Below are 25,748 nucleotides of genomic sequence, written 5' to 3'. Positions count from 1 at the left end.
GGCCTGGTCAGGACGGGCCCGACCGTCGACGCCCCGGCCCGGAGTCCGGGGCGAGAAGTGAGGTGGCACGACGATGACAGAGGGCATCACGCCGCTCGACCGGGTGGCCGACGCGGGCGTCGCGGTCTGGCTGGACGACCTGTCCCGGGAGCGGCTGCGCACCGGGAACCTGAAGGACCTCGTGGCCGGGCGCCGCGTCGTCGGGGTCACGACGAACCCGACGATCTTCGCGAGCGCGCTGGCCAAGGGCGAGTCCTACGACGAGCAGCTGAAGCAGCTGCGGGCGCAGGGCACCGACGTGGACGGCGCCGTCTTCGCGATCACGACCGACGACGTGCGCGAGGCCGCCGACGTGCTGCGCCCCGTCTACGACGCCACGGACGGCGTGGACGGCCGCGTGTCGATCGAGGTCGACCCCCGGCTCGCGCACGACGCCCAGGCGACCGTCGACTCGGCCCGCGCGCTGTGGTCGACCGTCGACCGGCCGAACCTGTTCATCAAGATCCCCGCGACGCTCGACGGCCTGCGCGCGATCACCGAGGTGCTCGCCGACGGCATCAGCGTCAACGTCACGCTGATCTTCTCCCTCGAGCGGTACCGCGCCGTGCTCGACGCGTTCCTCGAGGGCCTGGAGCGGGCGAAGGCCAACGGGCACGACCTCGCCCCCATCGCCTCGGTCGCGTCGTTCTTCGTGTCCCGCGTGGACGCGGCGATCGACCCGAGGCTGGACGAGCTCGGCTCCCCCGAGGCCGCGGAGCTGCGCGGCAAGGCCGCCATCGCCAACGCCCGCCTCGCCTACGGCGTCTACGAGGAGGTCGTCGCCGGCGACCGCTGGCAGGCCCTCGCCGCGGCCGGCGCGAAGCCGCAGCGTCCGCTGTGGGCGTCCACGGGCGTCAAGGACAAGGCGTACCCCGACACCCGGTACGTCGACGAGCTGGTCGTCGCCGGCGTCGTCAACACCATGCCCGAGGCCACGCTGCAGGCCGTCGCCGACCACGGCGACTTCCGCGGCGACACCGTCACCGGCACCCAGGCCGAGGCGCAGGACGTCATCGACCGGCTCGCCGGCCTCGGCATCGCGATCGACGAGGTCACCGACCAGCTCGAGCGCGAGGGCGTCGACAAGTTCGAGAAGTCCTGGGCCGAGCTGCTCGACACCGTCCGCGGCGGCCTGGAGCAGGTGGCCGAGTGAGGCCCGCGAAGGTCACCGCGGAGCACAACCCGCTCCGCGACCCGCGCGACCGCCGGCTCCCCCGGATCGCCGGGCCCTCGGGCCTGGTGATCTTCGGGGTGACCGGCGACCTCGCCCGCAAGAAGCTCATGCCCGCGGTCTACGACCTCACCAACCGCGGCCTGCTCCCGCCCGGCTTCGCGCTCACGGGGTTCGCCCGGCGCGACTGGGAGGACCAGGACTTCGCGCAGATCGTGCACGACTCCGTGAAGGAGCACGCCCGCACCCCGTTCCGGGAGTCGACCTGGCGCCAGCTGTCCGAGGGCATCCGGTTCGTCCAGGGCACCTTCGACGACGACGACGCGTTCGACCGGCTGCGCAAGACCGTCGAGGACCTCGACGTCACCCGCGGCACCGGCGGCAACCACGCGTTCTACCTGTCGGTGCCGCCGAGCGCGTTCCCCGTGGTCTGCAAGCAGCTGGCCCGCTCCGGCCTCTCGGAGTCCGTCGAGGACGCCTGGCGCCGCGTCGTCATCGAGAAGCCGTTCGGCCACGACCTGCAGTCGGCCCGCGAGCTCAACGACGTCGTGTCCTCGGTGTTCCACCCGGACGACGTGTTCCGCATCGACCACTACCTCGGCAAGGAGACGGTGCAGAACCTGCTGGCGCTGCGGTTCGCCAACCAGCTGTTCGAGCCGATCTGGAACGCCAACTACGTCGACCACGTGCAGATCACGATGGCCGAGGACATCGGCGTCGGCGGCCGCGCCGGGTACTACGACGGCATCGGCGCCGCGCGCGACGTCATCCAGAACCACCTGCTGCAGCTCCTCGCCCTCACGGCGATGGAGGAGCCGGTCACGTTCGACGCGCACGACCTGACGGCCGAGAAGATCAAGGTCCTGTCCGCGGTGCGCGTGCCCAAGGACATCGGCAAGCACACCGCCCGCGGGCAGTACGCCGAGGGCTGGCAGGGCGGCGAGAAGGTCGTCGGCTACCTGGACGAGGGCGGCTTCGACCCGAACTCGACCACCGAGACCTTCGCCGCCATCCGCGTCGACGTGGACACCCGCCGCTGGGCCGGCGTCCCGTTCTACCTGCGCACCGGCAAGCGCCTCGGCCGCCGCGTCACCGAGATCGCCGTCGTGTTCAAGAAGGCGCCGCACCTGCCCTTCGAGTCCACCGCGACCGAGGAGCTCGGCAAGAACGCGCTGGTCATCCGCGTGCAGCCCGACGAGGGCGTCACGCTGCGGTTCGGCGCCAAGGTGCCGGGCACCGCGATGGAGGTCCGCGACGTCACGATGGACTTCGGCTACGGCCACGCGTTCACCGAGTCGTCCCCCGAGGCCTACGAGCGCCTCATCCTCGACGTCCTGCTGGGCGACCCGCCGCTGTTCCCGCGGCACGAGGAGGTCGAGCTCTCCTGGAAGATCCTCGACCCCATCACCCAGTACTGGGCGAGCAAGGGCAAGCCGGAGCCGTACCGCGCCGGCACCTGGGGGCCGGAGTCGGCCGACCGCATGATGGAGCGCGACGGACGGACCTGGAGGCGACCGTGATCATCGACCTGCCCAAGACGACCACCCGGGACATCAACAAGCGGCTGGTGCAGGAGCGCGAGGAGGGCGGCGCCGTCGCCCTCGGGCGCGTGCTGACGCTCCTCATCGACGTCGGCGCGAACGACCCCGAGGCCGCCATCGCGGCCGCCAACGACGCGAGCCGCGAGCACCCCTGCCGCGTCATCGTGCTCACCGAGTCCGGCCCCGAGGGCGACGACTCCGAGCTCGACGCCCAGATCCGGCTCGGCGGCGACGCCGGCGCCTCCGAGGTCGTGCTGCTGCACCCGTCCGCCGCGCAGGCACGGCACCTGGACACCCTCGTGCTCCCCCTGCTGCTGCCCGACGCCCCGATCGTCGCCTGGTGGCCGTACCGGGTGCCCGACGACCCGTCCCAGCACCCGCTGGGCCAGCTCGCCCGGCGCCGGATCACCGACAGCACCGAGTGCACCGACCCCTCGGACGCGCTGCACCGGCTCGCCGGCGGCTACGCCGAGGGCGACACCGACCTCGCGTGGACCCGCACCACCCTGTGGCGCGGGCTGATCGCGGCGACGCTGGACCAGCCGCCGTTCGAGCCCGTCACCCGCGCCGTCGTGTCGGGCGAGAGCACCCACCCGTCCGTCGACCTCATGGCGGCGTGGCTGGGCTGGGCGCTGAACTGCCCGGTCGACATCGAGCGCCAGGCCGACGCCCCGGCGATCACCCAGGTGCGGCTCGAGCGGAAGTCCGGCCCCATCGTGCTCGACCGGCCCGACGGCAAGACCGCCGCCCTGCGCCAGCCGGACCAGCCGGAGCACCGGATCGCCCTGCCGATCCGGCAGCTGCGCGAGTGCCTGGCCGAGGAGCTCCGCCGGCTCGACGCCGACGAGGTCTACGGCGAGGTGCTGCGCAAGGGCCTGACGAAGGTGGGCGCGTGACGGCCGCCACGGGGACGGGCGCCCCGCGCACGGTGCTCGTGCACCCGGACGCGGACACCCTGGCCGAGGCGACCGCCGCGCGGCTCATCACGCGGCTCGTCGACCTGCAGTCGGCCGCCGCGCCCGTGCACGTCGTGCTCACCGGCGGCACCGTCGGGATCAAGACGCTCGCCGCGGTGGCCGCCTCGCCGGCCCGCGCGGCCGTCGACTGGTCGGGCGTGCACCTGTGGTGGGGCGACGAGCGGTTCCTCGCCGACGGCGACGCCGACCGGAACGAGACCCAGGCGCGCTCCGCGCTGATCGACGGGCTCGGCGACGCCCTGCCGGCGGCGAACGTGCACCCGATGCGACCGCTCGACGCGGGAGCCGGCATCGCGACCCCGGAGGACTCGGCCGCGGCCTACGCCGCCGAGCTCGCGGCGTTCGCGCCCGAGGGCGCCGACGTGCCGACGTTCGACGTGCTCATGCTCGGCATGGGCCCCGACGGCCACGTGGCGTCGCTGTTCCCGGGGCATGAGGGCGTCGACGTCACCGGCGTCCCGACCGTGGGGGTCCACGGCTCCCCCAAGCCGCCGCCCGAGCGGGTCTCGCTGACGTTCGAGTCCATCCGCGCGGCACGCGAGGTGTGGGTCGTCGCGGCGGGCGCCGAGAAGGCGGCGGCCGTCGCGTCGGCGCTGTCCGACGCGCCGGTGGCGACGACCCCGGCCGCGGGCGCCCGCGGCACGGAGGCGACCCTGTGGCTGGTCGACGCGGCCGCGGTCGCCGAGGTCGGCGCGTCGCAGGGCGCCGCGTAGCCGCCGGCACTCCCCCGCACGGCACGAGGGCCCCGCAGCCGGGTGGCTGCGGGGCCCTCGGCCGTCCCGCGCCGGCTCCGCCACCCGGGCGCCGGCGCGATCGGCGACCTCGCCCGGAACCATCGACCTCGGCATGCCGCGCCGGGTCGTCCGGACCGGCGGATGTCCGCGCCCGGCCCGGCCTCACGCCCGCCCCCTGGTCGAGGTCGTCGGTTCCGGCCGCTCCGGCGGTGGCGCAACCGACGACCTCGGGCGGAACCCCCGACCTCGCGGGGAGAGGCGACGGCCTGGAGGCGAGCCCGGACGCGCCGAGGGCCCCGCAGCTCGTGCTGCGGGGCCCTCGGCCGGGTGCTGCGTGCGGGCGCTGGGTCAGCGCACCCCGCCGCGACGGCGCGCGCGGAGCGCGGCCAGCGCCTCGTCGAGGATCGCCTCGCCGTCCTCGGCGGACCGGCGCTCCTTCACGTAGGCCAGGTGGGTCTTGTAGGGCTCGTTGCGCACGGGGGACGGCGGGTTCGCCTCGTCCTGGCCGGCGGGGAACCCGCAGCGCGGGCAGTCCCACATCTCGGGGGCCTCGGCCGCCGCCTCCTCCGCGAAGGACGGGCGGGTCTCGTGGCCGTTCGCGCACCAGTAGGAGATCCAGATGCGGGGGGCGGCGTCGCCGCGCTCGGCCTCGCCCATGGGGCCCGCACCGACGCGGGACCCGCGGATCGCACTTCCGCTCGCCATTGGGTCGTCTCCCTCAGCTCACGCGCTCGATGAGACCGAGCAGCACGATCACGACCGCCCACACCAGGCTGACGCCCACGGTGATGCGGTTGAGGTTGCGCTCGGCCACGCCGGAGGACCCGGCGCTGCTGGTGATGCCGCCGCCGAACATGTCGGACAGACCACCGCCCTTGCCCTTGTGCAGCAGGACGAGCGGGACGAGCAGCAGGCTCGTGACCACCAGGAGGACCTGGAGGGCGATGGTGAGGGCTGTCACGGCGGGTCTGGCTCTTCTCGCTGTCGGGGACCCCCGGGCGGGGTCGGTCGGGTGGACCGCGGTCCAGGGTAGGCGACGCAGCCCCGGGGAATCCAGCACGACAGGCCGGACCGGGGGCGCGTCGCCCGGGTGGCCGGGGTGGCTCAGGCGCCGACGTGCTCGGAGAAGCGCGCGATCTTGGCGAACTCCTCCGCGTCGAGCGACGCGCCGCCGACGAGCGCGCCGTCGACGTCGGGCTTGCCGATGATCTGCGCGGCGTTGCCGGACTTGACCGAGCCGCCGTAGAGCACGCGGACGGCGTCGGCGACCTCGGCCGAGTACAGCTCGGCGAGCTTGCCGCGGATGGCCTCGCAGACCTCCTGGGCGTCCTCGGGGGTGGCGACCTCGCCGGTGCCGATGGCCCAGACGGGCTCGTAGGCGATGACGACGGTCTTCGCCTGCTCCTCGGTGACGCCCGCGAGCGAGCCCTCGAGCTGCGTCAGCGTGTACTCGACGTGGGTGCCCGCCTTGCGGATCTCCAGGCCCTCTCCGACGCACACGATCGGGGTGATGCCGGCGCCGAGCGCGGCGACCGTCTTGGCCGCCACGACCGCGTCCGACTCGCCGTGGTACTCGCGGCGCTCCGAGTGGCCGGTGGCCACGTAGGTCACGCCGAGCTTCGCGAGCTGCGCGGCGGAGACCTCGCCGGTGTACGCGCCGGACGCGTGCTGCGACACGTCCTGCGCGCCGTAGCCGATCTCCAGCTTGTCCGCGTCGACCAGGGTCTGCACGGAGCGGATGTTGGTGAACGACGGCAGGACGACGACCTCGGCGGTGCCGAAGTCGTGCTTGGCGTCCTTCAGGGTCCACGCGAGCTTCTGCACCAGGTGCACGGCCTCGTGGTGGTCGAGGTTGAGCTTCCAGTTGCCCGCGATCAGGGGGGTACGTGCCATGTGGATCAGTCCTCCAGGACCGCGATGCCGGGGAGGGTCTTGCCCTCGAGGAGCTCCAGCGACGCGCCGCCGCCGGTGGAGATGTGGCCGAAGCCCGCCTCGTCGAAGCCGAGCCGGCGCACGGCCGCGGCCGAGTCGCCGCCGCCGACGATGGAGAAGCCGTCGGTGTCGACGAGCGCCTGCGCGACGGCCTTGGTGCCCTCGGCGAACGCCGGGAACTCGAACACGCCCATGGGGCCGTTCCAGGCGATGGTCTTCGCGTCGAGGATGGCCGCGCGGAACAGCTCGCCCGACTTCGGGCCGATGTCCAGGCCCATCTTGCCGGCGGGGATCTTGTCCGCGTCGACGGTCTCGTGCGGGGCGTCGGCCGCGAAGCCGTCGGCCGCGACGACGTCGACCGGGAGGACGATCTCGACGCCGGACTCCTGCGCCTGCGCGAGGTAGCCCTTGACCGTCTCGACCTGGTCCTCCTCGAGCAGCGAGGAGCCGACCTCGAGGCCCTGGGCCTTGAGGAAGGTGAACATCATGCCGCCGCCGATGAGCAGCTTGTCGGCCTTGGTCAGCAGGTTCGCGATGACGCCGAGCTTGTCGGAGACCTTCGAGCCGCCGAGCACGACGACGTACGGGCGCTCCGGGTCCTCGACGGCCTTGCGCAGCGCCTCGACCTCGGTCAGGACGAGCGTGCCGGCCGCGTGCGGCAGGCGCAGCGCGACGTCGTAGACGGACGCCTGCTTGCGGTGCACGACGCCGAAGCCGTCGGAGACGAACGCGTCGGCCAGCTGGGCCAGCTCGTCCGCGAGCTCGCCGCGCACGGCGTCGTCCTTGGACGTCTCGCGCGCGTCGAACCGGATGTTCTCGAGCAGCGCGATCTGGCCGTCCTCGAGCGCCGCGACGGTCGCCTTGGCGGAGTCGCCGACGACGTCCTGCGCGAGGGCGACCGGCTGGCCGAGCAGCTCGCCGAGGCGGGCGGCGACGGGGGCCAGCGAGTACTTCGCGTCGGGCTCGCCCTTCGGGCGGCCGAGGTGCGCGGTGACGACCACGCGGGCGCCGGCGTCGAGCAGGCCCTTCAGCGTGGGCAGCGCGGCGCGGATGCGGCCGTCGTCGGTGATGGTCGTGCCGTCGAGCGGCACGTTGAAGTCGGAACGGACGAGCACGCGCTTGCCGCGCAGGTCGCCGAGGTCCTCGATGGTCTTCATGCTTGCCTACCTTGCTCCGCGGGGCCGTCGGGACCGACGACCGGGGCTGTCCATGACGGCGCCCGCGACACGCCGGGGTCGGAAGGCCGACCCCGGCGTGCGCGGGCGCATGTGCGTCGCTACCGACGGCTGAGGGTCAGAGACGCTCGCCGACGTAGGAGGTGAGGGTGACGAGGGAGTTGGAGTAGCCCCACTCGTTGTCGTACCAGGACACGACCTTCACCAGGTCGCCCGACACCTTGGTCAGCTTCGAGTCGAAGATGCTCTGGTGCGGGTCGGTGACGATGTCGGAGGACACGATCTCGTCCTCGACGTACGCCAGGACGCCCTTGAGCGGGCCCTCGGCGGCGGCCTTCACCGCGGCGTTGACCTCGTCCACCGTGACCTCGCGCGAGGCGGTGAAGGTGAGGTCGGTCGCCGAGCCGGTGATGGTCGGGACGCGCAGGGCGTAGCCGTCCAGCTTGCCCTTCAGCTCCGGCAGCACGAGCGCGACGGCCTTGGCGGCGCCGGTCGAGGTCGGGACGATGTTCTGCGCGGCGGCGCGGGCGCGACGCAGGTCGCGGTGCGGGCCGTCCTGCAGGTTCTGGTCACCCGTGTAGGCGTGGATCGTGGTCATGAGGCCACGCTCGATGCCGATCGAGTCGTTGAGCGCCTTCGCCAGCGGGGCGAGGCAGTTCGTGGTGCACGACGCGTTCGAGATGATGTGCTGCGTGGCCGGGTCGTACGACTCGTGGTTCACGCCGACGACGAAGGTGCCGTCCTCGTTCTTCGCCGGGGCGGAGATGATGACCTTCTTGGCACCGGCGGCGATGTGCGCCTTGGCCTTCTCGGCGTCCGTGAAGAAGCCGGTCGACTCGATCACGATGTCGGCGCCCAGCTCGGCCCAGGGGAGGTTGGCCGGGTCGCGCTCCGCGAGGGCGCGGATGTTCTTGCCGTCGACGATGATGTTGTCGTCGTCGAAGTCGACGCTCAGCGGGAAGCGGCCCAGCACGGTGTCGTACTTGAGCAGGTGAGCCAGCGTCTTGTTGTCCGTCAGGTCGTTGACGCCGACGATCTCGATGTCGGCGCCCGACGCCACGATGGCCCGGTAGAAGTTGCGCCCGATGCGGCCGAAGCCGTTGATGCCGACCTTGATGGTCACTTGCCCTCCTCGGCACGCGCCGGCACAGGCCAGCGCACACTGTTGCGGTGATGGACTGCGCACGCCGGTGTGCGCTCCGGAAACGCCGCGGTCACACGATCTTGACCCTCAGAACATCTCCGGATGGCCTAGAGCCTATACCCGCACGCGAGGTGGCGCAGGGACCTAGGTCTGGCCGGCGGGACGGCCGTCCGTGGTGCGGACGGCCTTTCACCCGCTGCCCCGTGGCCCGCTAGAGGTCCAGCAGGTCGGGGCTCAGCCCGGACTCGGTGTCCGGGATGCCGAGGTCGGCCGCGCGCTTGTCGGCCGTCGCCAGCAGGCGGCGGATCCGGCCCGCCACCGCGTCCTTGGTGAGCACGGGGTCGGCGAGCTTGCCGAGCTCCTCCAGCGAGGCCTCCTTGTGGGCGAGCCGCAGCTCCCCCGCCTCGCGCAGGTGCTCGGGCACGTCGGCGCCCAGGATCTCGAACGCCCGCTCCACGCGCGCGCCCGCCGCGACCGCGGCCCGCGCCGAGCGGCGCAGGTTCGCGTCGTCGAAGTTCGCCAGGCGGTTCGCCGTGCCGCGGACCTCGCGGCGCACCCGGCGCTCCTCCCAGACCAGCAGCGTGTCGTGCGCCCCGAGCCGGGCCAGCATCGCGGCGATCGCGTCGCCGTCCCGGATGACCACCCGGTCCACGCCCCGGACCTCGCGGGCCTTCGCCGGGATCTGCAGCCGGCGCGCCGCACCGACGAGCGCCAGCGCGGCCTCCGGGCCGGGGCACGTGACCTCCAGCGCCGAGGACCGGCCGGGCTCGGTCAGCGAGCCGTGCGCGAGGAACGCCCCGCGCCACGCCGCCTCGGCCTCCTGCACGCCCGCGGACACGATCTGGGGCGGCAGCCCGCGCACCGGGCGCCCGCGGTTGTCCAGCAGGCCGGTCTGCCGGGCGAGGGACTCGCCGTCCTTCACCACCCGCACGACGTACCGGTTGCCGCGACGGAGGCCGCCGCCGGACACCACGACGACGTCGGACTGGTGGCCGTACACCTCGGCGATCGCGGTGCGCAGCCGGCGGGCCGCCATGCCCGTGTCCAGCTCCGCCTCGATGACGATCCGTCCCGAGATGATGTGCAGCCCGCCCGCGAACCGGAGCGTCGCCGACACCTCCGCCTTCCGGCACGACGTCTTGTCGACCTGGAGCCGCGCAAGCTCGTCCTTCACCTGTGCCGTCAGAGCCATGCGGTCATCCTGCCATTCCCTGGGGTGCGCCGACGTCGCCGAGGTAGCCCTCGACCACGTCGCTGATCGCCGCGGCCAGCCGCAGCGCGTCGTGCCGGGGCGTGCCGTCGCCGCGCCGGACCTGCCGCAGCAGGAGCCGGCCGCCCTGCGCGCGGGTGCGCTCCTCGAGCTCGTCGACGTCCTCCACCGACCCGGGGTCCGCGATGACCGCGTCCAGCCGGAGCTCCGGCGCGTGCTGCCGCAGCGCGTCGAGGTGCTCGCACGGGCCCATGCCCGCGGTCTCCGCGTCCGGGCTGAGGTTGAGCAGCACGATCTTGCGGGCCCGGGTCCGGTGCAGCGCGGCCGCCAGGTCCGGCACGAGCAGGTGCGGGATCACGGAGGTGTACCAGGACCCGGGCCCGAGGACGACCCAGTCGGCCTCCTCGACGGCCGCCACGGCCTCGGGCAGCGCCGGCGGGCGGTCCGGCAGCAGCCGCACCGCCTCGATCGGGTCCCGGGCGACGGCCACGTGGCTCTGCCCGCGGACCAGCTCGACGGAGCCGTCCGCGCGGCGCACGTCCGCCTCGATCGCCAGCGGCACCGCGGCCATGGGCAGCACGCGGCCGCGCGCGCCCAGCAGCCGGCCGACCCAGTCGAGGCCGTCCACGGTGTCGCCGAGCAGCTCCCAGAGCGCCACGATCAGCAGGTTGCCGACCGCGTGCTTGTCCAGGTCGCCGGCCGAGGTGAACCGGTGCTGCAGGACGTCGCGCCAGGTGCGGCCCCAGTCGGAGTCGTCGCACAGCGCGGACAGCGCCATGCGCAGGTCGCCGGGCGGCAGCACGTCGAGCTCGTCGCGCAGCCGCCCGGAGGAGCCGCCGTCGTCCGCGACCGTCACGACCGCCGTCAGCCGGTCCGTGACGCGACGCAGCGCCGACAGGGACGCGGACAGCCCGTGCCCGCCGCCCAGGGCGACGAACGCGGGGTGCCCGTCGCGGGACGGGCTCATTCCTTGCCGAGGTCGCGCGCGGCCACGGTGACGCGCTGGCCCCGGTGGCGCAGCCGCTCGGCGATGGCCTCGCTGATCGCGACCGAGCGGTGCTTGCCGCCCGTGCAGCCCACCGCGATCGTCACGTAGCGCTTCTCCTCCGCCAGGTACCCGGCGAGCACCGGCTCCAGTGCGTCGACGTACCGGTCCACGAAGTCGACCGCGCCCGGCAGGCCGAGCACGTAGTCGCGCACGGGGGCGTCCCGGCCGGACATGTGCCGCAGCTCGGTGATCCAGTACGGGTTGGCCAGGAACCGGACGTCGACGACGTGGTCCGCGTCCAGCGGGATGCCGTACTTGAAGCCGAAGGACAGGACGTTGACCCGCAGCGCGTCCTCCTCCTGCTCCGAGGACACCGCGCCGCGCACGATGCGGCCGAGCTCGTGCACGTTCGTCTCCGAGGAGTCGATCAGCACGTCCGCGCGCTCCCGGATGTCCTGCAGCAGGCTGCGCTCGGCGGTGATGCCGTCGAGGATCCGGCCCTCGCCCTGCAGCGGGTGCGGGCGGCGCACCTGCTCGTACCGGCGCACGAGCACCTCGTCCGAGGCGTCGAGGAACAGGATCCGGTAGTCGATGCCGGACTCGCGGAGCTGGGCGAGCACGGCGAGCAGGTCGGCGAAGAACTCCCGGCCCCGTACGTCCACCACGGCCGCGATCCGCAGGTCCGCGCTCGGCGGCCCGCCGTGGGTCAGCATGCCGACCAGGTGCGTGAGCATCTGCGCCGGCAGGTTGTCCACGACGTACCAGCCCATGTCCTCCAGGACCGCGCCGGCGCGGGTGCGGCCGGCGCCGGACATGCCGGTGATGATCAGGACGTGCGGCTGCCCGACGCGGGGCGCCTCGGTCGCCGCCTCGATCGCGGGGATGCCGTGCGGGACGGTGATCGGCGAGGTCTCGTCGCTCATGCGCCCAGCATGCCAGGCGCACCGCCGGTCGGGGTCGCCGGGTCGGCGGCCGGGGTCGCCGGGTCGGCGGCCGGGCCGGGGACGCCCGTGGGCTCGGCGGCGCCGGCGAGAGCCGCCACCACGGCCGCCGCCGTGCGCGCGCCCATGCCGGGCACGGTGGCGATCTCCTCCGCCGTCGCCGCCCTGAGCCGCTTGAGCGAGCCGAAGTGCTTCAGCAGCGCCGCCGACCGCGCGGGGCCGAGCCCGGGCACGGTGTCCAGCGCCGACACGGTCATGCCCTTGCTGCGCTTCTTGCGGTGCGCGGTGATCGCGAACCGGTGCGCCTCGTCGCGGACGCGCTGCAGCAGGTACAGCCCCTCCGACGACCGCTGCAGGATCACCGGGTAGTCCTCCCCCGGCAGCCACACCTCCTCCAGCCGCTTGGCCAGGCCGCACAGCGCGACGTCGTCGATGCCGAGCTCCGCCAGGGCGGCCGCGGCGGCGGCGACCTGCGGCGGACCGCCGTCGACCACGACCAGGTTCGGCGGGTACGCGAACCGCTGCGGGCGGCCGGTCGTCTCGTCGATCGGGCCCGACCGCACCGGTCCGGCGTCGGCGTCCGCCAGCGCCTCGGCGACCTGGTCCTCCCCCAGCCCGAGCTCCAGGTCCCCCGCCTGCTCGCGCTCGGCGAGGTAGCGGCGGAACCGGCGGGTGATCACCTCGTGCATCGCCGCGGTGTCGTCGCGCGCGCCGGTGCCCTCCGGGCCGCGGATGCCGAACGTCCGGTACTCGCTCTTGCGGGGCAGCCCGTCCTCGAACACCACCATCGACGCCACCTGGAACGTGCCCTGGTTGTGCGACACGTCGTAGCACTCGATCCGCAGCGGCGCGGAGTCCAGCCCCAGCGCCTCCTGGATCTCCTGCAGCGCCTGGCTGCGGGTGGTGAGGTCCCCGGCACGGCGGGTCCGGTGCAGCGCGAGCGCGTGCTCCGCGTTCTTCCGGACCGTCTCCGCCAGCTCGTGCTTCTCGCCGCGCTGCGGCACCCGGACGTGCACCCGGCTGCCGCGCAGCCCGGACAGCCAGGCCTGCACCTGCTCCAGGTCGTCCGGCAGCACCGGGACCAGGACCTCGCGCGGGACCGAGCCCGCCGCCGCGCCGGCCGCTGCTGCACCGGCGTCACCGCCCGGCGCGTCGCCGTAGACCTGCTGGAGCAGGTGCTCGACGAGCTGGGCGTCGGTGACGTCCTCGACCTTCTCGACCACCCAGCCGCGCTGGCCGCGGATCCGGCCGTCCCGGACGTGGAACACCTGCACCGCGGCCTCGAGCTCGTCCCCGGCCAGCGCGAAGATGTCCGCGTCGGTGCCGTCGGACAGCACCACGGCGTTCTTCTCGGTCGCGCGCTTGAGGGCCCCGATGTCGTCGCGCAGCCGGGCCGCGCGCTCGTAGTCCATCTCCGCCGCGGCCTCCTGCATCCGCGCCGTGAGCCGCTTGGTGAACCGCGCGGTGTCGCCCGCCATGAAGTCGGCGAACTCCTCCGCGAGGACGTGGTGGTCCTCCTGCGAGATCTTGCCGACGCACGGGGCGGAGCACTTGTCGATGTAGCCGAGCAGGCACGGCCGGCCCTGCTGCTTCGCGCGCTTGAACACGCCCGCCGAGCAGGTCCGCACCGGGAACACCCGGAGCAGCAGGTCGACGGTCTCCCGGATCGCCCAGGCGTGCGCGTACGGCCCGAAGTACCGGGTGCCGGGCCGCTTGGCGCCGCGCATGACCTGCACCCGCGGGAACTGGTCGGCGAGCGTCACGGCCAGGTACGGGTAGGACTTGTCGTCGCGGTACTTCACGTTGAACCGCGGGTCGAACTCCTTGATCCAGGAGTACTCCAGCGCCAGCGCCTCGACCTCGGTGCCGACCACGGTCCACTGCACGGACGCGGCCGTCGTCACCATCTGCTGCGTGCGGGGGTGCAGGCCGGCGACGTCCTGGAAGTACGAGTTCAGCCGGGACCGCAGGCTCTTGGCCTTGCCGACGTAGATGACCCGGCCGTCCTTGTCGCGGAACCGGTAGACGCCGGGCTGGTCCGGGATCTCCCCCGGCGCGGGTCGGTAGGTGGCGGGGTCAGCCATGCCGACCACCGTAGTTCGCGGCGCCGACGGCCGGGCGCGCCGGTACGGTCGGCCGCATGGGACTGCTGCACGAGTACGCCGCCGACGTCGTCTGGACGGGCGCGGGCGCCACGGGGACCACCGGGTACGCGGCGTACAGCCGGGACCACGAGGTGCGGGTCGCCGGCAAGGCGACCCTGCTCGCGTCGGCCGACCCCGCGTTCCGGGGCGACCCCGCGCGGCACAACCCCGAGGAGCTGCTCGTCGCCGCGCTGGCCGAGTGCCACATGCTCTGGTTCCTCCACTTCGCCGCCACGTCGGGCGTGGCGGTCGTCGGGTACACGGACCGGGCCACCGGGACCATGCGGGTCGAGGCGGCCGGCCACGGGCAGTTCACCGAGGTCGTGCTGAGGCCGCAGGTCACCGTGCGACCGGGCGGCTCCGCGGCGGGGGACGGCGCCGGGCTGGACGCCCAGCTCGCCGACCTGCACCGCCGGGCGCACGAGCACTGCTTCATCGCCCGGTCGGTGACCTTCCCGGTGCTGACCGAGCCGGCCCCCGCGGTGCTGGAGTCCGCGGGGGCCCGCCCGGTCGGATGACGGCCGGCCGGCGCCTCAGGCGCTCGCGCGCACCGCGGCGGGCTCGTCCAGCACCTCCGCGAGGAACCGCCCGGTGTGGCTGGCCGCGACCCGCGCGACCTGCTCCGGGGTGCCCTGCGCGACGACCGTGCCGCCGCCGGAGCCGCCCTCCGGACCCATGTCCACGACCCAGTCCGCGTTCTTGATCACGTCCAGGTTGTGCTCGATGACGATCACGCTGTTGCCCTTGTCGACCAGGCCCTGCAGGACGCCGAGGAGCTTGCGGATGTCCTCGAAGTGCAGGCCCGTCGTCGGCTCGTCCAGCACGTAGACCGTGCGGCCGGTGGACCGGCGCTGCAGCTCGGTCGCGAGCTTCACGCGCTGCGCCTCGCCGCCGGAGAGCGTCGGCGCGGGCTGACCGAGCCGGACGTAGCCGAGCCCGACGTCCACGAGCGTGGTCAGGTGCCGGGCGATCGCGGGCACCGCGGCGAAGAACTCGGCGGCCTCCTCGATCGGCATGTCCAGCACGTCCGCGACGGTCTTGCCCTTGAAGTGCACCTCGAGCGTCTCGCGGTTGTACCGCGCGCCGTGGCACACCTCGCAGGGCACGTAGACGTCCGGCAGGAAGTTCATCTCGATCTTCAGCGTGCCGTCGCCCGAGCAGGCCTCGCAGCGGCCGCCCTTGACGTTGAACGAGAACCGCCCGGCGGTGTACCCGCGGACCTTCGCCTCGGTCGTCTCGGCGAACAGCTTGCGGATCCGGTCCCAGACGCCGGTGTAGGTCGCCGGGTTGGACCGCGGGGTGCGGCCGATCGGGCCCTGGTCGACGTGCACCACCTTGTCCAGGTGCTCGAGGCCGCTGACCCGCTTGTGCCGGCCCGCGACCCGGCGGGCGCCGTTCAGCTCGTTGGCCATGACGGTGTAGAGGATCGAGTTGACCAGCGTCGACTTGCCGGACCCGGACACGCCGGTGACGGCCGTGAACGTCCCGAGCGGGAACGACACGTCGACGTTCTGCAGGTTGTGCTCGCGGGCCCCGTGCACGGTGACCTGGCGCTTCTTGTCGACCTTGCGGCGCTGCGCCGGCATCGGGATGGAGCGGCGGCCGGACAGGTACGCGCCGGTCATCGACTCGCGCGAGGCGAGCAGGCCCGCCAGGTCGCCGGAGTGCACGACCTTGCCACCGTGCTCCCCCGCGCCCGGGCCGACGTCGACGATCCAGTCCGCCGTGCGGATGGTGTCCTCGTCGTGCTCGACCACGATGAGCGTGTTGCCGAGGTCCCGCAGCCGGGTGAGCGTGTCGATCAGCCGGCGGTTGTCCCGCTGGTGCAGGCCGATGGACGGCTCGTCCAGGACGTAGAGCACGCCGACCAGGCCGGAGCCGATCTGCGTCGCCAGGCGGATGCGCTGGGCCTCGCCGCCGGACAGCGTGGCCGCGGCGCGCATGAGCGACAGGTAGTCGAGGCCGACGTCCAGCAGGAAGCCGAGGCGGGCCTGGATCTCCTTGAGCACCTGCTCGGCGATCTGCCGCTCGCGCACGCCGAGCTCGAGGGTGTCGAGGAACTCCTTGGCCTCGCGGATGGGCAGCGCGCAGACCTCGGCGATCGACCTGCCCCCGACCCGCACGGCCAGCACCTCGGGCTTGAGGCGGGTGCCCTCGCACACGGGGCACGGGACCTCCCGCATGTACGCCTCGTACTTCTCCTTGCTCCACTCGGACTCGGTCTCGGAGTGGCGGCGCTCCAGGAACGTCACCACGCCCTCGAAGCCGGTGGAGTACTGCCGCTCGCGGCCCCAGCGGTTCTTGTACTTGACGTGCACCTTGTGGTTCTCGCCGTACAGCACGGCCTTCTTCGCGCGCTCCGGCAGCGCCCGCCACGGGGCGTCCATCGAGAACCCGAGGTCGTCGGCGAGGGCGGTCAGCACCCGCTCGAAGTACTCGGAGGAGATCTGGGCCCACGGGGCCACCGCGCCGTCGCGCAGCGACAGGTCGTCGTCGGGGACGACCAGCTCGGGGTCCACCTCGAGGCGGGAGCCGATGCCGGTGCACTCCGGGCAGGCGCCGTACGGGGCGTTGAACGAGAACGTGCGGGGCTCGATCTCGTCCAGCGTGAGCTGGTGGTCGTTCGGGCACGCGCGGTTCTCGGAGAACCGGCGCTCGCGCTCGGGGTCGTCGGCGTCCAGGTCGACCATGTCGACCACCAGGAGCCCGCCGGCCAGGCCGAGCGCGGTCTCCACCGAGTCGGTCAGGCGGCGCTGCACGCCCTCGCGGGACACCAGGCGGTCGACCACGACCTCGATGTCGTGCTTGAGCTTCTTCTCCAGCGTCGGCGGCTCGGACAGCTGCACCACCTCGCCGTCCACGCGGGCGCGGGCGAAGCCCTTGGCCTGCAGCTCCTTGAACAGGTCGGCGTACTCGCCCTTGCGGCCGCGGACCACCGGCGCGAGCACCTGGTAGCGGGTGCCCTCCGGCAGCTCGAGCAGCCGGTCGACGATCTGCTGCGGGGTCTGCGCGGTCACGCGCTCCCCGCACACCGGGCAGTGCTGCGTGCCCGCGCGGGCGAACAGCAGGCGCAGGTAGTCGTAGACCTCGGTGATTGTGCCGACGGTCGACCGCGGGTTCCGGTTGGTCGACTTCTGGTCGATCGACACCGCGGGCGACAGGCCCTCGATGAAGTCGACGTCGGGCTTGTCCATCTGCCCGAGGAACTGCCGCGCGTACGCGGACAGCGACTCGACGTAGCGGCGCTGGCCCTCCGCGAAGATGGTGTCGAAGGCCAGCGACGACTTCCCCGACCCGGACAGGCCCGTGAAGACGATGAGCCTGTCGCGCGGGAGGTCCAGGTCGACGTTGCGCAGGTTGTGCTCGCGGGCCCCCTGGACCACCAGACGATCATTCACGCGCAGCATGCTACGGCGGACCACCGACATGCGCACATGTGTTCGAACCGTAAAGGCGGGTCGACCTGCGGTGTCGTGGCAGGCCGGGCGCATGATGGGAGGGTGCCCGATCCCGTCGCCGTGACCGACCCCACCCCCGCGCCGACCGCGATCGGCGACTACGCCGTGCTGGGCGACGGCCGCACCGCCGCCCTCGTGTCCCGCGCCGGGTCCGTCGACTGGCTCTGCCCGCCGCGGTTCGACTCCCCCGCCTGCTTCGCGGCGCTGCTCGGCGGGCCGGAGCACGGCCGCTGGCTGCTGACCGCGCCGGACGCGACCCGGGTGACGCGCCGCTACCTCGACGACTCGTTCGTGCTCGAGACGACCTTCGAGACGCCGACCGGCACCGCCGTGCTCCTCGACGCGATGCCGCTCGGGGACGGCCGCTGCGACCTCGTCCGGCGGGTGACCGCCGTGCGCGGCCCGGTGCGGCTCCGGCACGAGTGGGTCGTGCGGTTCGGCTACGGCGCGGTCGTGCCCTGGGTCCACCGCGTGCCCGACGCCGACGGGGACGGCGACGTGATCCGCGCCGTCGCCGGACCGGACAGCCTCGTGCTGCGGGGCGACCGGCTCCCGCGACCCGGCGGCGGCCCGCACCGCGGGCACGCCGACGATTTCGTCCTCCCCGAGGGGGAGAGCGTCACGCTGTCCCTGACGTGGGTGCCCTCCTGGCGGCCGGTGCCCCGGGCGCCGCGGCTCGCGCACCGCGTCGAGGCCACCGAGCACCAGTGGGCGCGCTGGGCCCGGTCCGCCCGGTACCGCGGCACCTACCGGGACGCCGTCGTCCGGTCGCTGCTCGTGCTGCGGCTGCTCACCGACTCCGAGACCGGCGGGATCGTCGCGGCCGCGACGACCTCGCTCCCCGAGGACCCCGGCGGCGAGCGGAACTGGGACTACCGGTACTGCTGGCTGCGGGACGCCGCCATGACGCTCGAGGCCCTGCTCGAGCACGGCTACCGGCACGAGGCGCAGGCCTGGCGGCAGTGGCTGCTGCGCGCCGTCGCCGGCGACCCCGCCCAGGTGCAGATCATGTACGGCGTGGACGGCTCCCGCGAGCTGCCCGAGCGCACCCTCGACCACCTGCCGGGCTACGCCGGGTCCCGGCCCGTGCGGGTCGGCAACGCGGCCGTCGGCCAGGTCCAGAACGACGTGCTCGGCGAGGTGATGGCGGCGCTGCACCTCGCGCGGGCGTCCGGCGTGGCCGAGGGCGACGACTCGTGGTCCCTGCAGACCCACCTCGTGGACCACCTGTGCCGGACCTGGCGCCGGCCCGACAACGGCATCTGGGAGGTCCGCGGCGAGCCGCGGCACTTCACGCACTCCAAGGTCATGGCGTGGGTCGCCCTCGACCGGGCCGTGCGCGGCGTCGAGGAGCACGGCCTGCCCGGGCCGGTCGACCGGTGGCGGCGCGAGCGGGACGCCGTGCACGCCGACGTCCTCGCCCACGCCTGGGACGCCGAGCGCGGCACCTTCGTGCAGCACTACGGTGCCACGCACACCGACGCCGCCCTGCTCCAGCTGGTCCTCGTCGGCTTCCTGCCGCCCGACGACCCGCGGCTGCTCGGGACGGTCGCGGCGATCCGCGCCGAGCTGGAGGTCGCGCCCGGCCTGCTGCTCCGGTACCGGACCGAGCGCACCGACGACGGCCTGCGCGGGTCCGAGCACCCGTTCCTCGCCTGCTCCGGCTGGCTCGCGGACGCGCTCGCTCGGCAGGGCGACGTCGCGGGGGCGACCGCCGTCCTCGACGTCCTCGACCGCGTGCGGACCGACGTCGGGCTGCTCGCCGAGGAGTACGACCCGACGTCCGGCCGGATGATCGGCAACGTCCCGCAGGCGCTGTCGCACCTCGCGCTGGTGCGGGCGGTGCACAGCCACGACGAGGCGCTCGCGCGCGGCGGCGCGCCGGAGCCCCGGCGCGAGGCGGTGGGGCGGCCGTGAGCCGGGACGGCGGCTCCGGCGCGACCGCGGCGGCCGGCTACACCGGCGACGTCGAGCCGGGCGGGCCGGCCGGGGTGCGCGTGCTCGACGAGGTGGTGCTCCGCAAGGTGTCCGTCGGGCCGATGGACAACGCGGCCTACGTGCTGGCCTGCCGGCGCACCGGGGAGCGGCTGCTCGTCGACGCCGCGGCGGAGCCCGACCGGCTGCTGGCCCTGGTGGGCGCAGGGTCGCCCGGCGGCGCGGGGTCGCCCGGCGGCGCAGGGTCGCCCGGCGGCGCAGGGTCGCCCGGCGGCGCGGGGTCGCCCGGCGGCGCGGGGTCGCCCTTCGGCGCGGCGGGCGCGGTCTCCGACGCGGTGCCGCCCGGCCGCCTGGCCCTCGTCGTCACCACCCACCGGCACCGCGACCACCTCGGCGCGCTCGCGGCCGTGCTCGCCGCCACCGGCGCCCCGCACGCGGCCGGCGCCGACGACGCCGCGGCGGTGGCCGAGGCCGCGGGGACCACGGAGCCTCGCGCGCTGGCCCACGGCGACGTCGTCACGGTCGGGGCGCTGCGGCTGGACGTCGTCGCCCTGCGCGGCCACACCCCGGGCGCGGTCGCGCTCGCCTACCGGGAGCCCGACGACGCCCACGCCCCGGGGGCCGTTCCCGGCCGGGTCCACCTGCTGACCGGCGACTCGCTGTTCCCCGGCGGCCCCGGCCGCACCACCGACCCGGCCGCCTTCGCCTCGCTGATGGCCGACCTGGAGACGCGCGTGTTCCAGCGGTTCCCCGACGACACCTGGGTGTACCCGGGGCACGGCCGCGACACCACGCTCGGGTCGGAGCGGCCGCACCTGCCCGCGTGGCGCGCCCGGGGCTGGTGAGGCCGGCCACCCCGACGTCCGGGCACCCACCGGTGCGGTCGACCACCCGTCACCCGCCGTCGGGTGAACGGGGCATGACGGGCGTGGACGGCGTCGTCGCAGGTCGCACCCCGTCTGCCATAGTGGCGCACAGGACCGCCACAGGAAGCGAGAGGACGTCCATGTCGAACGACGGCAGCGCCACGCCGGAACCCGGGCAGCAGCCCGAGCAGCAGCCCGGCAGCAGCGCCTGGCCCACCCCGGGCTCCGGCACCGAGCGCCCGGCGGCGCCGGCGCCGTCGGGCTACGAGGCCTCGTCGGCCTCCGGCCCCGCACCCTCCGGCTACGAGGCGCCGTCCTGGCCGACCCCGCCCGCGTCGGGCTCGGACGCGCCGACCGCCGCGTACCCGACGACGCCGACCGCGGCGTACCCGACGTCCTCGCCGTACGGCGCCCCCGGCTCCGACGCGCCGACCGCCGCCCACCCCACGTCGTCGCCCTACGGGGCGCCCGGCGGCGACGCGCCGACCGCGGCCTACCCGACCTCCTCCCCGTACGCGGCGCCCGGCGCCGGCGCGACGGGTGAGCAGCCCGGCGCGGCGCCGTACGGCGCCCCGTCCGGTCCGGACGGCTCGTACGGGACGTCCTACCCGCAGCCCGGCTCGTCCTCCCCGCAGCCCGGTGCCGGCTACCCCGGCGGCGGGTACCCGGGCGGCGGGTACCCCGGCGGCGGCTACCCGGGCGGCGGCTACCCGCAGGCCCCGTACAGCCCGAACCAGTACCAGGCCGCCCCGCGCACCGACGGCGTGTCCATCGCGGCGCTGGTCACCGGCATCCTCGGCACCGGCGTCGTCGCCCTGGTCCTGGGCATCATCGGCCTGCGGCGGACGAAGAAGAACGGCACGCAGGGCCGCGGGTTCGCGATCGCCGGCGTCGTGCTCGGCGGCCTGGGCGTGCTCAGCTGGATCGTCGTCGGCGTCCTCATCGGCACCGCGGTCGTCGCGCACAACAACGAGATGGCGGACCTGCGCTCGTCCTGCGAGTCCGGCGACATGCAGGCGTGCGACGACCTCTTCTACGCGGCGCCGTCCGGCTCCGACGACGAGGAGTTCGGCGACACCTGCGGCGGGCGCACGGACGGGAGCACGCTCTGCACCTCCGTCGACCCGACCCGGTGGGCCTACGGCGACGACGCCGAGCTCGACGGCCTGTGGGACGCCTGCGCGGCCGGCGACCTCGCCGCCTGCGACAGCCTGTACACCAGCGCCCCGTCCGGCTCCGAGTACGAGGAGTTCGGCAGCACCTGCGGCGGCACCACCGACGGCAGCACGTACTGCGACGCCGGCCCGACCGACGACGGCACCGACGAGGGCACCGACCTCGGCACCGGCACTAGCGCGCAGAACTACGGCGACGACCCCGAGCTCGACGCCCTGTGGGACGCCTGCGAGGCCGGCAGCGGCGCCGCCTGCGACAGCCTGTACTGGGAGTCTGAGTTCGGCAGCGCCTACGAGGACTTCGGCTCCACCTGCGGCAACCGCGTCGAGTACGCGGCGAGCTGCGAGTCCGAGATCGGCGGCTGACCCGACGCACGACGCGCGACGGCCCCGGGGCGAACCGCCCCGGGGCCGTCGTGCGTCCGCGGGGCGGCGTCAGCGCTCGACAGGACCGAGCCAGGCGCTGGCGACGGTGCTGTGCGCCGACTCGTCGTCGGACGGGTGGAACAACCCCGCCAGCACGTCGCGGTACAGCCGGCCCAGCTCGGAGCGCGAGAAGTACGACCCGCCCCCCGACACCCGGATCGCACGGTCCACCACCTCGCGGGCGGTCTCCGTGGCCCGGACCTTCAGCCCCACCACCTTGGCGAACCACATCGCGCCGTGGTCCACCGCCTCGTCCACGTCCCGCGCGAGCGCCCATACCTGCGGCTCGATGCCGTCCTGCGCGATCGCGGCGTCCGCGATCCGCCACCGGATGTCCGGGTCCTGCGCGTAGGTCCGGCCGTCGTTCTTCATCGACGTCCGCCGGTGCGCCGCCGCCACCGCCAGCTCCAGCGCGCGGCGCCCGATCCCCGTGTAGACCGCCGCCAGCAGGATCTCGAACACCTGGAACAGCGCGAGCACGTACGGGTCCGCGCTCGGTCCCGGCGGCAGCGCCCGGAACACCCGCTCCGGCGCCGCGTACGCGCCGTCGAGCACCGTGGTGCAGCTCTGCGTCGCCCGCATCCCGAGCGTGTCCCAGTCGTCCTTCGTCTCGATCCCCCCGTCCGCGCGCGCCACCACGCCGTGCACCAGCCGCGGGCCGTCGGGGTGGTCCGCGTCCAGCCCGAACGTCGCCAGCCGGGTCCACACCGGGGACAGCGACGTGAAGATCTTCGTGCCGTGGTACCGGTAGCCCCCGTCGGGCTGGGACTCCGCGCGGGTGCGGGAGCCGAACATCACGAGGTCGTTGCCCGCCTCCGAGTTCCCGAACGCGAACACCTCCCCCGCGGCCGCGTCGCGCAGCACGAACCCCAGCGAGTCGTCGCCGCGGGACGCCAGCACCGCCGCCATCCCGGTGACCACCAGGTGCATGTTCACCGACAGCGCCGTCGCGGGCGCCGCACCGGCGAGCCGCACCTGCTCCCGGGCCACCTCCTCCAGCGTCAGCCCCGCTCCGCCCAGCGGCTCCGGCACGAACGCCCGCAGGTAGCCGGCCGCACGCAGCTCGTCCAGATCGGCGTGGGGGAAGGTGTTCTCCCGGTCGTGCACCGGCGCCCGCTGCGCCACCCGGGCCAGCAGGTCGTCGGTGAGCAGGGTGCGCGGGGCGGCGGAGCCAGAGGTCATGCCGCTCACTCTGCCACCGCCGCCCGGGCCGCCCGACCCGCGGATCCGGTCCGGCCGGCGGGTCGGCCCCGGGGTGGCGCGGCGCCACCCCCCGTGCGGCAGGATGGCGGCATGGCCACCTTCGCCGTCCGGTACACGTACGACCAGCGCGCCGACCTGCAGGACGAGGTCCGCCCCGAGCACCGCGCCTACCTGGGCGGCCTGGCCGACCGCGGGCTGCTCCGCGGCTCCGGCCCGTTCACGGACGGCGCCCCGGGCGCCCTGCTCGTGTTCGAGACGGCCGACGCGGCGGCGCTCGAGGTTCTCCTCGCGGACGACCCGTTCGCGCGGGCGGGCGTCATCGCCGAGGTGGAGATCCGGGCCTGGAACCTCGTCCTCGGGCCCTGGGCGGCCGGCGGCTGACGCGCCGGCGCTCCCGGCGGGCGGCTCAGGCGCCGCGCTCGGCGTCCCCGCTCGGCACCGCCGCGGCCCGGCGCTCGTCACGGCGCGACGCCGCGATGCTCGTCACCGCTGTGACGCCGAGCGTCACCACGATGACCGCCAGCGAGACCCACGACGGCAGCTCCGGCGCCCACCCCACGGGCTCGCCGCCGTTGACGAACGGCAGCGTGTTCTCGTGCAGGGCCTGCAGCACGAGCTTCACACCGATGAACCCCAGCAGCACGCCCAGGCCCACGTTGAGGTAGCGCAGCCGGGTCAGCAGGCCACCGAGCAGGAAGTAGAGCTGGCGCAGGCCCATCAGCGCGAACACGTTCGCCATCAGGACCAGGTACGGCTCCTGCGTCAGCCCGAACACGGCGGGGATCGAGTCGAAGGCGAACAGCAGGTCCGTCGCGCCGATCGCGACCAGCACGAGCAGCATCGGCGTCACGTGCCGGCGGCCGTCCACCTTCGCGGTGAGCCGCACGCCGTCGTAGCCGTCCGTCGTCGGCAGGAACCGCTGCACCACCCGGACGAGCGCGGGGGCCTTGTAGTCCTCCGCCGCCTCGTCCGCGTCCTCGCCGACCCCCTCGCGGGCCACCTTCACGGCCGTCCACACCAGGAACGCCCCGAACAGGTAGAACACCCAGGAGAACGACGCGATGGCCGCGGCACCGATCCCGATGAAGATCCCGCGGAACACCAGCGCGAGGATGATGCCGATGAGCAGCGCCGTCTGCTGGTACTGCCGCGGCACCGCGAACCGGCTCATGATCAGCAGGAACACGAAGAGGTTGTCGACCGAGAGCGAGTACTCGGTCAGCCACCCGGCGACGAACTCGCCCGCCGGGTCGCCGCCCCACACGAGGGCGACGACCACGGCGAACGCGAGCGCGAGCCCGATGTACACCCCCAGGTAGCGGAGGCACTCCGCCGTCGTCGGGATGTGCGGTCTCCGGCCCACCACCGCGACGTCCACGATCAGGACGGCGGCGGCGAGCCCCAGCGAGACCGCCCAGACGAGCGGCGAGACATCCATGCGGGGGTCAGCTCTCCTTGTGCGTGACGGGCTCCTGCGCCTCGACGGCGGCGGGGTCCGTGGTGGTCGTCGCGGCGTCGCGCCGGGTCTTCGCCAGGCTCGCGACGGTCGCGACGGTGAGGGTACCGAGGATCACGAGCAGCGACAGCCACGTCGGGATCTCCGGGGCCCACTCGATGTGCTCGCCGCCGTTGATGAACGGCAGCTCGTTCTCGTGCATCGCGTGCAGCACGAGCTTCACGCCGATGAACGCGAGGATGAACGCCAGACCCTTGTTCAGGTACACCAGGCGCTCCAGCAGCCCGCCGATGAGGAAGTACAGCTGGCGCAGGCCGAGCAGCGCGAACGCGTTGGCGGTGAACACGATGTACGGCTCCTCCGTCAGGCCGTAGATCGCGGGGATCGAGTCGAGCGCGAACAGGATGTCCGTGGCGCCGATCGCGACCATGACGACGAGCATCGGGGTGATGAACCGCTTGCCGTCGATCCTCGTGGTCAGGCGGTCGCCGTGGTACTCGTCCACCGTCGGGACGGCCTTCTTCAGCAGCCGGACCGCCAGGCCGTCCTTCTGCTCGCCGGCGTGCTCCAGCTCCTCGGCCTCGTGCTTCTCCCGGGCCAGCTTGATGCCCGTGTAGACCAGGAACGCGCCGAAGATGTAGAAGACCCAGGACCACCGCTCGATCGCGGCGGCGCCGGCCAGGATGAACACCGTGCGCAGCACCAGCGCGATGACGACGCCGACCAGCAGGACCTTCTGCTGGAACTCCCGTGGCACCGCGAACTTCGTCATGATGATGAGGAAGACGAAGAGGTTGTCGACGGACAGGCTCTTCTCGGTGACGTACCCCGCGAAGTACTCCGTGCCGTGGTCCCAGCCCCAGACCATGCCGAGGCCGATGCCGAACACGATGGCGAGCACGATGTAGATCGCCGACCACGTGGCGGCCTCGCGGAACGAGGGCGCGTGCGGCGTGCGGACGTGCGCGAAGAAGTCGAACAGGATCATGCCGACGATCGCGACGGCGGTCGCGATCCAGACCCACAGGTCGACGGACATAGAGCTTTCCTCCGGTACAGACGGCTGAAGATACGGCTGAGTACCGGAGGTCTCTCCCACCCGTCGACCGGGCCGACGTCCCGGGTCGGCGTCGTCGACGACCGTGATGACGGGGGCGTCGTGTCGGGATACTCCCCTCCACTGCGTGCGCCAGCATAGGTCATCGGTCCCATGCGCACCGCACGACCTCGCGT

At 73.9% G+C, this 25,748-nt stretch carries 22 protein-coding genes; 9 read left to right on the top strand and 13 right to left on the bottom strand.

All coding sequences use genetic code 11. From position 1 onward, the window contains the following. Nucleotides 1–73: 73 nt before the first annotated feature. From tal to pgl, 4 genes are read left to right on the top strand one after another with little or no spacing between them, the layout of a single operon-like run. The gene (gene tal / locus MHY85_RS00240) at nucleotides 74–1,192 is read left to right on the top strand and encodes a transaldolase (RefSeq protein WP_239191613.1); all 1,119 of its coding nucleotides are present in this window, start codon (nucleotides 74–76) and stop codon (nucleotides 1,190–1,192) included. Further along, nucleotides 1,189–2,730: a glucose-6-phosphate dehydrogenase gene (zwf, locus tag MHY85_RS00235; RefSeq protein ID WP_154729050.1), complete on the top strand. Its 1,542-nt coding sequence runs from the start codon at nucleotides 1,189–1,191 to the stop codon at nucleotides 2,728–2,730. Before tal ends, zwf begins: the two co-directional genes overlap by 4 nt. Further along, nucleotides 2,727–3,647, top strand: a complete 921-nt coding sequence (locus MHY85_RS00230) for a glucose-6-phosphate dehydrogenase assembly protein OpcA (protein ID WP_239191611.1) — start codon at nucleotides 2,727–2,729, stop codon at nucleotides 3,645–3,647. The genes zwf and MHY85_RS00230 overlap by 4 nt, the downstream gene beginning before the upstream one ends. After that, complete coding sequence (pgl, locus tag MHY85_RS00225) at nucleotides 3,644–4,441, top strand: 6-phosphogluconolactonase (RefSeq protein ID WP_239191609.1); 798 nt, start codon at nucleotides 3,644–3,646, stop codon at nucleotides 4,439–4,441. Before MHY85_RS00230 ends, pgl begins: the two co-directional genes overlap by 4 nt. 369 nt (nucleotides 4,442–4,810) lie before the next feature. Here the strand turns inward: pgl and MHY85_RS00220 are convergent, their stop codons facing one another. The 9 genes from MHY85_RS00220 to uvrC all read right to left on the bottom strand — a co-directional run bounded on the left by MHY85_RS00220 (nucleotide 4,811) and on the right by uvrC (nucleotide 13,936). Then, nucleotides 4,811–5,167, bottom strand: coding sequence for an RNA polymerase-binding protein RbpA (locus MHY85_RS00220; protein WP_239191607.1), 357 nt, complete (start codon nucleotides 5,165–5,167; stop codon nucleotides 4,811–4,813). A 13-nt stretch (nucleotides 5,168–5,180) separates the two neighbouring features. Beyond that, on the bottom strand, nucleotides 5,181–5,423 hold the full coding sequence (secG, locus tag MHY85_RS00215) for a preprotein translocase subunit SecG (RefSeq protein ID WP_146837079.1): 243 nt from the start codon (nucleotides 5,421–5,423) through the stop codon (nucleotides 5,181–5,183). A 143-nt stretch (nucleotides 5,424–5,566) separates the two neighbouring features. Further along, complete coding sequence (gene tpiA / locus MHY85_RS00210; RefSeq protein ID WP_239191605.1) at nucleotides 5,567–6,355, bottom strand: triose-phosphate isomerase; 789 nt, start codon at nucleotides 6,353–6,355, stop codon at nucleotides 5,567–5,569. A 5-nt stretch (nucleotides 6,356–6,360) separates the two neighbouring features. After that, nucleotides 6,361–7,551, bottom strand: coding sequence for a phosphoglycerate kinase (pgk, locus tag MHY85_RS00205; protein ID WP_239191595.1), 1,191 nt, complete (start codon nucleotides 7,549–7,551; stop codon nucleotides 6,361–6,363). Nucleotides 7,552–7,687: 136 nt separating this feature from the next. Further along, nucleotides 7,688–8,692, bottom strand: coding sequence for a type I glyceraldehyde-3-phosphate dehydrogenase (gene gap / locus MHY85_RS00200; protein WP_154729056.1), 1,005 nt, complete (start codon nucleotides 8,690–8,692; stop codon nucleotides 7,688–7,690). A gap of 232 nt (nucleotides 8,693–8,924) precedes the next feature. Then, nucleotides 8,925–9,905 (bottom strand): DNA-binding protein WhiA, encoded by a 981-nt coding sequence (whiA, locus tag MHY85_RS00195; RefSeq protein WP_239191593.1) that lies wholly within the window; start codon nucleotides 9,903–9,905, stop codon nucleotides 8,925–8,927. Nucleotides 9,906–9,909: 4 nt separating this feature from the next. Then, nucleotides 9,910–10,890 carry a uridine diphosphate-N-acetylglucosamine-binding protein YvcK gene (gene yvcK, locus MHY85_RS00190; RefSeq protein ID WP_239191580.1) on the bottom strand — a complete coding sequence of 327 codons (981 nt, stop codon included), beginning with the start codon at nucleotides 10,888–10,890 and terminating at the stop codon, nucleotides 9,910–9,912. Beyond that, nucleotides 10,887–11,834, bottom strand: a complete 948-nt coding sequence (gene rapZ / locus MHY85_RS00185) for an RNase adapter RapZ (RefSeq protein ID WP_239191577.1) — start codon at nucleotides 11,832–11,834, stop codon at nucleotides 10,887–10,889. The genes yvcK and rapZ overlap by 4 nt, the downstream gene beginning before the upstream one ends. Further along, nucleotides 11,831–13,936: an excinuclease ABC subunit UvrC gene (gene uvrC / locus MHY85_RS00180; RefSeq protein WP_239191574.1), complete on the bottom strand. Its 2,106-nt coding sequence runs from the start codon at nucleotides 13,934–13,936 to the stop codon at nucleotides 11,831–11,833. The genes rapZ and uvrC overlap by 4 nt, the downstream gene beginning before the upstream one ends. A gap of 56 nt (nucleotides 13,937–13,992) precedes the next feature. Here uvrC and MHY85_RS00175 point away from each other — a divergent pair, with 56 nt between their 5' ends. Beyond that, nucleotides 13,993–14,514, top strand: coding sequence for an OsmC family protein (locus MHY85_RS00175; RefSeq protein ID WP_239191571.1), 522 nt, complete (start codon nucleotides 13,993–13,995; stop codon nucleotides 14,512–14,514). 15 nt (nucleotides 14,515–14,529) lie between these two features. Here the strand turns inward: MHY85_RS00175 and uvrA are convergent, their stop codons facing one another. Continuing rightward, nucleotides 14,530–17,424, bottom strand: coding sequence for an excinuclease ABC subunit UvrA (gene uvrA, locus MHY85_RS00170; RefSeq protein ID WP_374232472.1), 2,895 nt, complete (start codon nucleotides 17,422–17,424; stop codon nucleotides 14,530–14,532). 72 nt (nucleotides 17,425–17,496) lie between these two features. Between uvrA and MHY85_RS00165 the strand changes: the two genes are divergently transcribed. The 3 genes from MHY85_RS00165 to MHY85_RS00155 all read left to right on the top strand — a co-directional run bounded on the left by MHY85_RS00165 (nucleotide 17,497) and on the right by MHY85_RS00155 (nucleotide 21,796). Next, nucleotides 17,497–19,371 carry a glycoside hydrolase family 15 protein gene (locus tag MHY85_RS00165; protein ID WP_239191569.1) on the top strand — a complete coding sequence of 625 codons (1,875 nt, stop codon included), beginning with the start codon at nucleotides 17,497–17,499 and terminating at the stop codon, nucleotides 19,369–19,371. Then, nucleotides 19,368–20,234 carry an MBL fold metallo-hydrolase gene (locus tag MHY85_RS00160; RefSeq protein WP_239191567.1) on the top strand — a complete coding sequence of 289 codons (867 nt, stop codon included), beginning with the start codon at nucleotides 19,368–19,370 and terminating at the stop codon, nucleotides 20,232–20,234. The genes MHY85_RS00165 and MHY85_RS00160 overlap by 4 nt, the downstream gene beginning before the upstream one ends. Before the next feature lie 161 nt (nucleotides 20,235–20,395). Further along, the gene (locus tag MHY85_RS00155) at nucleotides 20,396–21,796 is read left to right on the top strand and encodes a DUF4190 domain-containing protein (protein WP_239191565.1); all 1,401 of its coding nucleotides are present in this window, start codon (nucleotides 20,396–20,398) and stop codon (nucleotides 21,794–21,796) included. A gap of 69 nt (nucleotides 21,797–21,865) precedes the next feature. Here MHY85_RS00155 and MHY85_RS00150 read toward each other — a convergent pair whose 3' ends face one another. Further along, nucleotides 21,866–23,038 carry an acyl-CoA dehydrogenase family protein gene (locus tag MHY85_RS00150; RefSeq protein ID WP_239191563.1) on the bottom strand — a complete coding sequence of 391 codons (1,173 nt, stop codon included), beginning with the start codon at nucleotides 23,036–23,038 and terminating at the stop codon, nucleotides 21,866–21,868. A 111-nt stretch (nucleotides 23,039–23,149) separates the two neighbouring features. On the opposite strand from MHY85_RS00150, the gene MHY85_RS00145 reads away from it, so the two are divergent. Beyond that, nucleotides 23,150–23,440: a YciI family protein gene (locus tag MHY85_RS00145; protein WP_239191560.1), complete on the top strand. Its 291-nt coding sequence runs from the start codon at nucleotides 23,150–23,152 to the stop codon at nucleotides 23,438–23,440. A gap of 25 nt (nucleotides 23,441–23,465) precedes the next feature. On the opposite strand, the gene MHY85_RS00140 is transcribed toward MHY85_RS00145, so the two are convergent. Together MHY85_RS00140 and MHY85_RS00135 are read right to left on the bottom strand one after the other, a co-directional pair. Next, nucleotides 23,466–24,497 carry a TerC/Alx family metal homeostasis membrane protein gene (locus tag MHY85_RS00140; RefSeq protein WP_239191557.1) on the bottom strand — a complete coding sequence of 344 codons (1,032 nt, stop codon included), beginning with the start codon at nucleotides 24,495–24,497 and terminating at the stop codon, nucleotides 23,466–23,468. Nucleotides 24,498–24,504: 7 nt separating this feature from the next. Then, entirely contained in the window at nucleotides 24,505–25,554 is a 1,050-nt protein-coding gene (locus MHY85_RS00135) for a TerC family protein (RefSeq protein ID WP_239191552.1), read from the bottom strand. Between the last annotated feature and the right edge of the window lie 194 nt (nucleotides 25,555–25,748).

The organism is Cellulomonas sp. ACRRI, from assembly GCF_022346185.1.
In the GTDB taxonomy this organism is placed as follows: Bacteria; Actinomycetota; Actinomycetes; order Actinomycetales; family Cellulomonadaceae; genus Cellulomonas.
This window is presented reverse-complemented; position numbering and strand designations above follow the sequence as displayed.